Source organism: Gracilinema caldarium (assembly GCF_029265695.1).
Taxonomy (GTDB): domain Bacteria; phylum Spirochaetota; class Spirochaetia; order Treponematales; family Breznakiellaceae; genus Gracilinema; species Gracilinema caldarium_A.
Map to the genome: position 1 here is coordinate 26,639 of NZ_JAJUHW010000029.1, position 9,662 is coordinate 36,300.

The following is a 9,662-nucleotide window of genomic DNA, read 5'->3' on the forward strand; positions in this document are numbered from 1 at the left end:
TATTGATAGAAACCAGCTTTATTTGATATACCATATCCGCGACGCCGTGCCTGCCCCGCCCGGCGCGACCGCAACGAGGCCACTGGTATGCTCAATGCGATTGCACTGGGGTGAAATGTTCTTTTAAAGAGGTAGGATATGCGTCACCTTTCTCTCGATCCCCTGGTGGAACAGGCCGGATACGGTCCGTTCCAGCGCCGGCTTCTGTGGGTATGCGGTCTTGGCTGGGCCGCCGATGCCATGGAAGTAATGCTCGTTTCCTTTGCTTTGCCTGCTATGGCGGCGGAATGGGCCCTGTCGGCGGCCCAAAAGGGCCTCCTTGCCACAGCCCTCTTTGTCGGCATGTTTGCCGGAGCCCTTATCTGGGGCCGCCTTTCCGATGTAGTGGGCCGTAAGTTCGGTTTTATGGCCACCATCGGCATCGATTCGGTCTTTGGTTTACTGTCGGCCTTTTCCCCAAATTTTGCAGTTTTCCTCGTCCTACGGATGCTCACCGGTTTTGGCGTGGGCGGAACCCTGCCAGTGGATTATGCGGTTTTTGCCGAATTCCTGCCCGCCAAAGACCGGGGGAAACGGCTCGTGCTTCTTGAATCTTTCTGGGCTTTCGGTACCCTCGCCGCGGCCGGAGCCGCCTGGCTTATTGTGCCCCATCTGGGCTGGCGTGCCCTCTTTGCGGTTTCAGCCCTGCCTGGACTCCTCCTCTTCGCGGTCCGTTCATTTGTTCCCGAGTCTCCCCGGTATCTGGCGGTCTCCGGCCGCGGCGAGGAGGCCCTTCGGGTCATTGAAACCGTGGCCCGCCGCAACGGAAAAGAACTAAAATTGGAGGCTTCCAGCGTGGAACAGGCTACCGATGCGGGGCAGGAGACGAAATCCAGAGTGCTTGACCTCTTTTCCCGGGAGCTTTGGATAACGACCCTCCTTTTGTGGGCCATATGGTTTTTCATATCCATAGGCTATTACGGTATTTTTACCTGGATACCCTCCTGGCTCAGGACCAAGGGCTTTTCTCTTCCCGCAGTATACCCCTATTCGTTCTTTATGGCCCTGGCTCAGCTCCCTGGATATTTCTCTGCTGCCTATCTGGTTGAAAAAATCGGCCGTCGCTTCACTCTGGGGATCTATCTTGCAGGAAGCGGCATTGGTGCCCTTGCCTTTTCCCTTGCCGTAAGCCCCGTGGGTATAGTGGTTTCTGCTCTTGTGCTGTCCTTTTTTGCCCTTGGCGCTTGGGGTGCCCTCTATGCATATACTCCCGAAGCCTATCCCACGATTATCAGAACCACCGGCATCGGCAGCGCGAGCGGCATGACCCGCATTGCCGGTATGATTGCCCCCTTTGTGGGAGCACTCCTGGCAGGGGCTTCATTAACCGCAGCCCTGGTGCTCTTTGCTGCGGCCTATGGCTTAGCGGCCCTGGCGGCCTTCCTGCTTCCCCATGAAACCTGGGGGGCTGCACTGGAAGACGCCTAAAAACCGGAGGATACTTAAAAACGGTATAAGCCTTAATTAGTGAAGCGCTCGGGAGCGATACTCAAGTAATAGGCAGCCGGCTGCAAAATAGTCTCTGGTCTAGGTTGCCCTTCTGCCCCGGGCGATAATGAGTTTTCCCGAACGAACGCTTTCCAGGATGCCGTACTGTTCAAGCATGACCTGGAAGGCGTTTAGTTTGTCGGATTTTCCAGTTGCTTCGAAGGTAATAGAATCATCGGTCAGGTCCACACTTCGGGCTTTAAAATGGTCTGCAATTTGCAGCAGCTCAGTCCGCTGTTCCTTGCTGCAGGCTACCTTGATGAAAAGCAATTCTCCCTCCACCACATCCTCTCCCGTATGATCCGCCACATGGATTACATCTACCAGTTTACCGAGCTGTTTGATAATCTGGGCAAGAGTTTCCTTGTTTCCCCGGGCAACCAAATTCATGCGAGAAAAAGCGTTGTCGTGGGTTGGAGACACCACGACGCTGTCCAGGTTATAACCCCGGCGGGAAAAGACCAGGGCTATGCGTATGAGAACCCCTGGTTTATTCGATACCAGGAGACTTATACTGTGCTGTTCCATTGTAGAATTCATCAGGTACTCCCCTTTGGTTTTTCAATTGGTCCTACGGGCCTGCCGAGCAGCATGGCGCTGTAGTCGGAGCCTGCGGGTATCATGGGAAACACGTTCTCTTCCTGGGCTACTTCTGCATGGACAATGCAGGGGCCCTCATGGGCAAGGGCGGCGCTCAGGACCGACGTTACCTCATCAACCTGGCTGATTCTGTATCCCTTCATACCATAGGCTTCTGCAAGCTTTACAAAATCGGGGTTGTGTTCCAGGGCAACACCGGATAGTCGGTTGTTAAAGAAAATATCCTGCCACTGCCGGACCATGCCGAGATATTTGTTATCAATTATGATGATTTTTACCGGTGTTTTCTGGATCATGGCGGTGGACAGCTCAAACTCGGTCATCTGGAATCCCCCATCGCCCACAATAGCTAAAACCTGGGCGTCCGGCCGGGCAAGCTGGGCTCCGATTGCGGCGGGAAAACCAAATCCCATGGTCCCCGCTCCCCCTGAGCTGATCCAGTTACGGCCCCCATCAGTTTTGTAGTATTGGGCTGCCCACATTTGATGCTGACCTACGTCGGTGCTTACGATGGCCTTCCCCTTTGTCAGCCGATACAGGGTATCGATGACGAGCCGGGCTGAAAGTTCCTGTGGATTGTAGGTAAGGGCAAAATCCCTTTTCCAGCTTTGTATTTGGGTAAGCCACGCGGCTGTGTCCCCTGGTCTTGCCAGGGCCATGAGGGCGGAGACTGCCTCTTTTGCGTCGGCATTGATAAAACAGTCAACCGGAACCTGGCGGTTTTCTTCTGCAGGATCGATATCTATATGGATTTTTGTTGCCCCGCTGCAGAAGGTTTTCGGATTTCCTGTAATACGGTCATCGAATCGGGAACCCACTGATAGTATCAGGTCGCAGTCCCGGACGGCAAAATTGGCGTAGGCTGTGCCGTGCATTCCGAGCATACCCAATGAAAGCTCATGGGTTTCTGGAAAGACGCCTTTGCCGAGGAGTGTGGAGACCACGGGGATCTTTAATTTTTCTGCCAGGTGCCGCACCTCGGTTTCAGCTCCGGATATGACAGCCCCGTGCCCTACAAGAAGTATCGGCCGTTTGGCCTCCGAAAGGGCCGATGCAGCGCACTCAATTTGGTGTTCATCGAAACCTTGGACGGTTTTATAACCCGGCAGGTCCATACCAACCGTAAAATCCGGTCTGCAGCGGGCGGATGATACATCCTTGGGCACATCGATAAGCACCGGTCCAGGTCTGCCGCTGGATGCAAGATAAAATGCTTCCTTCATAATGCGGGGCAGTTGGGCGGCATCCTTTACTAGGTATGAGTGTTTGACCACAGGATAACTGATACCGGAAACGTCGGCTTCCTGAAAAGCATCGAGACCCAGGTTCGCCGTGATCGTCTGGCCGCATATAACGATGAGGGGTACCGAATCCATGTGGGCCGTCAGTAGTCCGGTGATGGCATTGGTTGCCCCGGGGCCGCTTGTTACCAGCGCGACCCCGACCTTGCCGCTTGCCCGGGCATAGCCGTCTGCCATATGGACTGCGCCCTGTTCGTGGCGGCTCAAAACTAGTTGGATTGGTGAATCCAAGAGGGCATCGAATAGGGGAATGTTTGCTCCCCCGGGATAGCCGAATATATGGGTAAGCTCATGCTGTTCGCAGGACGCGATAATCGCCTGAGCCCCGGTCATGATTTCATCGTTCATGGCGCAAATCCTTTCAGGTAGGGGATGGAATCCGTAACAGCAGCGATGCGGTTACGGTTGTTTGCCAGGGTTGCTAGGGTATCCCAGGTCCCGGCTAAAAATTTCTGTCTGTGGCTTTCGTTCATTACAATTGGAAATACAAAGACCAGTTCAGGTTGATGAAAGCCTCCTCGATGATGGTCTTCAGTGCCGGTCCGTGGCCGTTCTGCCCGTACCTGGAGCATTTTAATATCCAATGTTACCAGAAGTTCCGGTTCCGCCTCAGCAAAGCCCTGGATCTGCTGGATCATATCCCCTGGGGCTGTGGCCGTCGGGAGGCCGATAGCAGCGCAGTTCCCTGCAAAAATGTCAGCAAAACTTTCTCCCAGAATTGCCTTAATGCCCCAGCGAGCCAGAGCCTGGGGCGCGTGTTCCCGGGAAGAGCCGCATCCGAAATTTCGGTTTACCACAAGGATTTCGGCTCCTGTGAAACGGACATCGTTAAAAGGATGGGCCTTTTCCCGGCCCTGTTCATCATAACGCTCATCTCTGAAAGCCTGTTCTCCCAGCCCCTCAAAGGTAACACAGCGGAGGAAACGGGCGGGAATGATGCGGTCTGTGTCGATATCGTCTCCTTTAAGGGGAACCGGCCGGCCCTGTATAGTCTGAATTCGCGGATCTGTCATGGCAAAAACTCCCGTACATCGGTAATGGAACCCCTGATTGCTGCAGCTGCAACCATGGCGGGGCTCATAAGCATGGTCCGCCCCCGGGCCGAGCCCTGACGGCCAATAAAATTCCGGTTTGATGAGGATGCGCAAAGTTCATTCCCCTGAAGCCGGTCTGGATTCATGGCAAGACACATGGAGCAGCCCGCCTGGCGCCACTGGAACCCCGCCTCAGTAAAGATCCGGTCCAGTCCTTCTGCCTCGGCGGCGGCTTTAACCTGTTCAGAGCCGGGAACCACGAGGGCCCGCACTCCCGGAGCTACTCTTCTTCCCCGCAGTACCGCCGCCGCCTCCCTGAGGTCACTGAGTCTTCCGTTGGTACAGCTTCCGATAAATGCAACCTGAATCGGAGTACCCAGCACCGATTCTCCTGCCTTTAATCCCATATGGTCATAGGCTGATCGGGCAAGTTCCGCATCTTCACCAAGACTTTCCGGTTTGGGGAGTCTTTCTGTTACGGCAATACCCTGTCCTGGCGTAATTCCCCAGGTAACCATGGGCTCGAGTCGTGACACATCAATGGAAACTTCGTCATCGTATTCCGCATCCGGATCGGATGCCATGGAAAGCCAGTAAGCTTTTGCGGCTTCAAAGGCTGCTCCCTGGGGAGCATAGGGTTTTCCCCGCAGGTATTCTACAGTGATCTTGTCGGGATTAATGTAGCCGCAGCGGGCTCCGCCTTCTATACTCATATTGCAGAGGGTGAGCCGGCCTTCCATACCAAGCCGCTCTATGGCTTCCCCTGCATATTCATAGGCATAACCGATACCGCCTTTAACACCGAGCCGGGCGATGAGGGCCAGAATAAAGTCCTTTGCGTAGATTCCCCGTCCTGGTGAACCTATAAAATTGATGCGCCTCACCCTGGGTTTCGAGATTGCCAAGGTCTGGGTTGCAAGTACATCTCGAATCTGACTCGTTCCAATTCCGAATGCCACAGCCCCCAAGGCGCCGTGGGTAGAGGTGTGGGAATCGCCGCAGACAATGGTCATACCTGGCTGAGTAAGGCCCAGTTCTGGACCGATTACATGGACAATGCCCTGTTTGCCGCTTCCCCAGGAAAAAAATTGTATACCCTGATCTCCGGTGTTTTGTTCCAGTGCGGTGAGCATCTCCTCTGCAAGGCTATCCTTGAGCGGTCGTTCTGTATCGTCCGTAGGTACAATGTGGTCTACGGTGGCTACGGTCCGTTCCGGGTAGGCTACCTTAAAACCCCGTTCGCGGATCATGGCGAAGGCCTGGGGTGAGGTAACCTCATGGATCAGGTGAAGGCCTATGAAGAGCTGGTCTTCGCCTGAGGGGAGGGTTCCAATTTTATGGAGTTCCCATACCTTGTCGAGCAATGTTTTACCCATCAATCTGCTCCTTTAAGCCCCAGGGGGCTTCTCTGTGCTTTCAATTATCATCAGGCAGTTTTCTTGTGGCCCCCACATCGGCACTCTGAACAAAATGGGCGTATACCCTAAGGGATTCGCTCACCTGTCGGTCCCGGTTGCGAGGTGTAAAAGCCTCTTTGTCCCGATTCTTTTCTGCCCTCCTCCTAGCTTCCAGTTCTTCATCCTTCACTATCAGATTGATTGACCGGTCTCGGATGGAAATGTCGATGCGGTCTCCATCCTGAACGAGGGCTAGTTCTCCGCCGGCGGCTGCCTCGGGACTGATATGGCCGATGGAGAGCCCGCTTGTGCCGCCGGAAAATCGGCCGTCTGTAATGAGAGCGCAGGCTTGACCGAGACCCCGGCTTTTGAGGTAGCTTGTGGGATAGAGCATTTCCTGCATACCCGGGCCGCCCTTAGGTCCTTCGTAACGGATGACAACCACCATGCCGGGTTCTACCCGGCCTGAAAGGATGCCCTCTACCGCTTCTTCCTGGCTTTCAAAAACAATAGCAGGGCCGCTAAAGTTGAACAGGCTTTCATCGACTCCGGCGGTTTTAACGATGGCGCCCCGACGTGCGATATTACCGTAAAGAACGGCAAGGCCTCCGTCCTGGTAATAGGGGTGATCTGTATCTCGGATGCAGCCGCTCGTCCGGTCCAGATCGAGTTCCCGGTAGCGGTTGTCCTGGCTGCCCAAAACGAGGTTTGGTTTTCTGCTATAGAATAAGCCCCCCGGAGCGGCCCGGTAAAAGGTTTCCGGATCACCCAGACGGCGGTCTCCCCGTTCTGCAGTGCCGGTATCTGAATGGTTGGTCCGAGGCCGCAGCCTGAAACGGCTGAGAGCTTCTTTAAGACTGGGATAATCGACCCGGGAAACATCGGTATTGATGAGTCCCCCCCGGTCAAGTTCATCAAGAATACCCATGATACCTCCGGCTCGATGGACATCCTCGATATGGTAGGAAGAGCTTGGAGCTACTTTACAGATACAGGGAACCCGGCGGGAAAGGCTGTCTATATCGCGTAAGGTAAAATCAACATCTGCCTCATGGGCTATGGCAAGTATATGAAGAATTGTATTGGTGCTGCCTCCCATGGCAATGTCCAGGGCCATGGCATTGGAAAAAGCCTCTTTCGTGGCGATACCCCGGGGGAGAAGCCGAGTGTCGCCTGTCCGATAGAACGTATCTGTCAGGTCGCAGATCCGATCTGCTGCGAGGGTAAAAAGTTTTTTTCTATCCCCATGGGTTGCCAGGAGGGTTCCGTTGCCGACCAGGGCAAGGCCCAGGGCTTCGGTCAGACAGTTCATTGAGTTTGCGGTAAACATACCGGAACAGCTTCCGCAGCTTGGGCAGGCTGCAGCTTCAACCTGGGCCAAGGTACTGTCGGAAACCGATTCGTCGGCAGCCATGACCATGGCATCTACCAGATCCAGTGCCTTTCCATCAACACGGCCTGCTTCCATAGGGCCGCCGGATACAAAGACCGTAGGGATGTTGAGCCTCATGGCCGCCATGAGCATCCCCGGGGTAATCTTGTCGCAGTTAGAAATACAGATTAAGGCATCCGCCCGATGGGCATTCACCATATATTCTACACTGTCTGCAATGAGATCCCGGGAGGGAAGGCTGTAGAGCATTCCTCCATGTCCCATGGCGATTCCATCATCAATGGCAATGGTGTTAAATTCGGCGGCGAAAAAGCCCCGGCTTTCGATGAGAGCCTTTACTTCCTGACCTATGTTGTGCAGATGCGCATGGCCGGGGACGAACTGAGTAAAACTGTTGGCAATGGCGATTATCGGTTTCCCGAACTGTTCTGGCTTCATCCCGTTGGCCCGCCAGAGCGCGCGGGCTCCCGCCATCTTTCTGCCCTGGGTACTCGTCTGGGATCGTAATACCGGCATAGGACCTCCTTTGCGGTTACATAGCCTGATGCTTCCGCTGGTATGAATATATATTATTAAAATTGTAATCATAAAAACAAGAGTAATTATTAAAATTATGCAATAAAATTTAAGCGGCTGAAGTATAGGTAAATAATATAAATATTATTAAATGAGTAAGCTGAATTATTATCAAGTGTATTCCCGGATTACTTTTCCATCACCCACACCACATTTTCTCCCCAGGTTTCTGCGGAAATGGTGTGAAAGGGTCGAGACTCAGTCAGGGCCAGAACTCCCAGATCCCGGACGGCGGGGATCCCCTGGCCAATAAAGCGGGGGCTCAGGTCAAGAATGACCCGGTCTGCCAAATTGTTTTTTATAAATGAGGTAATGATCGCCGATCCGCCTTCCACAAAGAGGCTCCGTATACCCCTATGGGAGAGGAGGTCCAATACAGCGGGGAGGGAAAGCTTAAGCCTGCTCGGTACCGAATCTTGCTCTATCACAGTACGGGCAATGCTGACACCAGCCGCCATAAGGTTCCTGACGCGTTCCTCTTCATCCTGTTGTGCTGCCTTATCGTCGGGGCTTAGGTCATTTTGTTTTTCAGCGCCGATAATTAGAACCGGACCTTCATCGCTTGTTTTACAGAGGCTTGAGTTGGCCGGAGTCTGAAAACGGGCATCAAGCACGACCCTGAGGGGCTGCCGGTTTTCAGGATTTTCGGCCGGTGAGAGCCTGCATAAAAGCCGCGGGTCGTCGGCCAGCACGGTGCCTACACCGACAAGGACCGCATCGCAGTCTCGTCTCAAGATCTGCTGCACCTGGAGCGATTCGGGGGAGGAAAGGTACTTAGAGTCGCCGGTCCGTGTGGCAATTTGCCCGTCTGCGCTCTGGGCCCAGCTCAGGACCACATAAGGCCGATTAAGAGCGGGAAGGGGGGAGGGAAGCAAATTGCTTTTAGGTTGGCGTCTTTCAAGATCTTTGTAATCGTGAACCGTGTTGGAAGGCATAGCTAAGTGTAGGAACAAGGGCTCTGGGGTGTCAAGGAGCAGGAGGGGAGGTTAATCTCAAAAAGAGTTTTCCATCGTTGTATAAAGTAATTTTAAAAAATTTAACGTGAAATCTGATATTGAAAAATCAAAAAAGTTGCCCAAACAAAGATTTAATTATATAGATATATAAGTTTGTAATAGAAACAGGAGATTAATATGCTAGATATCGATTTTGCTATCGACATTGCAACAAGTATTTCAGTGATTGGAGCTGCTATAACTTATTTGATACAAGCAAAAAATGATAGAAAAGTGAGTAAGAAAAAAGCTGTATTAGAAACACTTCAGCCAATAACGATAAATAATATAATTAAGTTACAAGATATATATGAAGAACTGGAAGAATTTGAAACGACACAATTGATAAGTCATAACAAAGTTAGCGGTAACAATCTTAATGTTCTTGACGTTATGGGATTCTATCATACCAAAATATCAAAAGCTTTAAGATTACTTTATGGGGCAACGACTCCACTAGAAGTAATTGATCCGGAATTAAAAGACACTTTTAAAGACTTAACTGAGTTAAAAGATAAAAATCGAATTGCATTTAAATGAAGCTGCAAAATATCTTAATGAACGTAATTTGGAAATGTGGGCTATAGAATTAAAGGCTTTGAGAAATTGTCTCAAAGATGTTCCATTAATAATATCTAAAATATATATAAATCTAATATAGGTTATATTTCTAAGTTTGTTTCTAAAAAACCGGGTATATGAGCCTGTAACAATTTTTGTGTAAACGGCTATACTACAAGAAGGAGTAGGTATGGCCATAACGAAAGAAGTACTAGATGAACTCTTAAAAGAGTATCGGGGACCAGAGGATATTACCGGTCCAGAGGGTCTGCTCAAAC

Annotated in this window: 8 protein-coding genes; 2 read left to right on the forward strand and 6 right to left on the reverse strand. The window is 52.0% G+C overall.

Translation table 11 applies throughout. The features are described 5' to 3' along the window. Window positions 1-138 precede the first annotated feature (138 nt). Window positions 139-1,467, forward strand: coding sequence for an MFS transporter (locus tag Q7P68_RS09950; protein WP_304225225.1), 1,329 nt, complete (start codon window positions 139-141; stop codon window positions 1,465-1,467). Between the two features lie 99 nt (window positions 1,468-1,566). Here Q7P68_RS09950 and ilvN read toward each other — a convergent pair whose 3' ends face one another. The 6 genes from ilvN to Q7P68_RS09980 form a co-directional block, all read right to left on the reverse strand. Continuing rightward, the gene (ilvN, locus tag Q7P68_RS09955) at window positions 1,567-2,067 is read right to left on the reverse strand and encodes an acetolactate synthase small subunit (RefSeq protein ID WP_304225227.1); all 501 of its coding nucleotides are present in this window, start codon (window positions 2,065-2,067) and stop codon (window positions 1,567-1,569) included. Beyond that, the gene (gene ilvB / locus Q7P68_RS09960; RefSeq protein WP_304225229.1) at window positions 2,067-3,776 is read right to left on the reverse strand and encodes a biosynthetic-type acetolactate synthase large subunit; all 1,710 of its coding nucleotides are present in this window, start codon (window positions 3,774-3,776) and stop codon (window positions 2,067-2,069) included. The genes ilvN and ilvB overlap by 1 nt, the downstream gene beginning before the upstream one ends. Then, on the reverse strand, window positions 3,773-4,441 hold the full coding sequence (locus Q7P68_RS09965; RefSeq protein WP_304225231.1) for a 3-isopropylmalate dehydratase small subunit: 669 nt from the start codon (window positions 4,439-4,441) through the stop codon (window positions 3,773-3,775). Before Q7P68_RS09965 ends, ilvB begins: the two co-directional genes overlap by 4 nt. Beyond that, a complete protein-coding gene (leuC, locus tag Q7P68_RS09970) occupies window positions 4,438-5,838 on the reverse strand; it encodes a 3-isopropylmalate dehydratase large subunit (protein ID WP_304225233.1) in 1,401 nt (466 codons plus the stop codon). Before leuC ends, Q7P68_RS09965 begins: the two co-directional genes overlap by 4 nt. Before the next feature lie 40 nt (window positions 5,839-5,878). Continuing rightward, complete coding sequence (gene ilvD, locus Q7P68_RS09975) at window positions 5,879-7,768, reverse strand: dihydroxy-acid dehydratase (protein ID WP_304225235.1); 1,890 nt, start codon at window positions 7,766-7,768, stop codon at window positions 5,879-5,881. Window positions 7,769-7,956: 188 nt separating this feature from the next. After that, on the reverse strand, window positions 7,957-8,763 hold the full coding sequence (locus Q7P68_RS09980; RefSeq protein ID WP_304225236.1) for a RibD family protein: 807 nt from the start codon (window positions 8,761-8,763) through the stop codon (window positions 7,957-7,959). Between the two features lie 198 nt (window positions 8,764-8,961). Between Q7P68_RS09980 and Q7P68_RS09985 the strand changes: the two genes are divergently transcribed. After that, window positions 8,962-9,363: a hypothetical protein gene (locus Q7P68_RS09985; RefSeq protein ID WP_304225238.1), complete on the forward strand. Its 402-nt coding sequence runs from the start codon at window positions 8,962-8,964 to the stop codon at window positions 9,361-9,363. Window positions 9,364-9,662: the final 299 nt, after the last annotated feature.

Bases quoted from the DNA above. Each gene is read 5' to 3' on its own strand.
- Q7P68_RS09950 (WP_304225225.1), top strand. From the start codon at position 139: ATGCGTCACCTTTCTCTCGATCCCCTGGTGGAACAGGCCGGATACGGT.
- ilvN (WP_304225227.1), bottom strand. From the start codon at position 2,067: ATGAATTCTACAATGGAACAGCACAGTATAAGTCTCCTGGTATCGAAT.
- ilvB (WP_304225229.1), bottom strand. From the start codon at position 3,776: ATGAACGATGAAATCATGACCGGGGCTCAGGCGATTATCGCGTCCTGC.
- Q7P68_RS09965 (WP_304225231.1), bottom strand. From the start codon at position 4,441: ATGACAGATCCGCGAATTCAGACTATACAGGGCCGGCCGGTTCCCCTT.
- leuC (WP_304225233.1), bottom strand. From the start codon at position 5,838: ATGGGTAAAACATTGCTCGACAAGGTATGGGAACTCCATAAAATTGGA.
- ilvD (WP_304225235.1), bottom strand. From the start codon at position 7,768: ATGCCGGTATTACGATCCCAGACGAGTACCCAGGGCAGAAAGATGGCG.
- Q7P68_RS09980 (WP_304225236.1), bottom strand. From the start codon at position 8,763: ATGCCTTCCAACACGGTTCACGATTACAAAGATCTTGAAAGACGCCAA.
- Q7P68_RS09985 (WP_304225238.1), top strand. From the start codon at position 8,962: ATGCTAGATATCGATTTTGCTATCGACATTGCAACAAGTATTTCAGTG.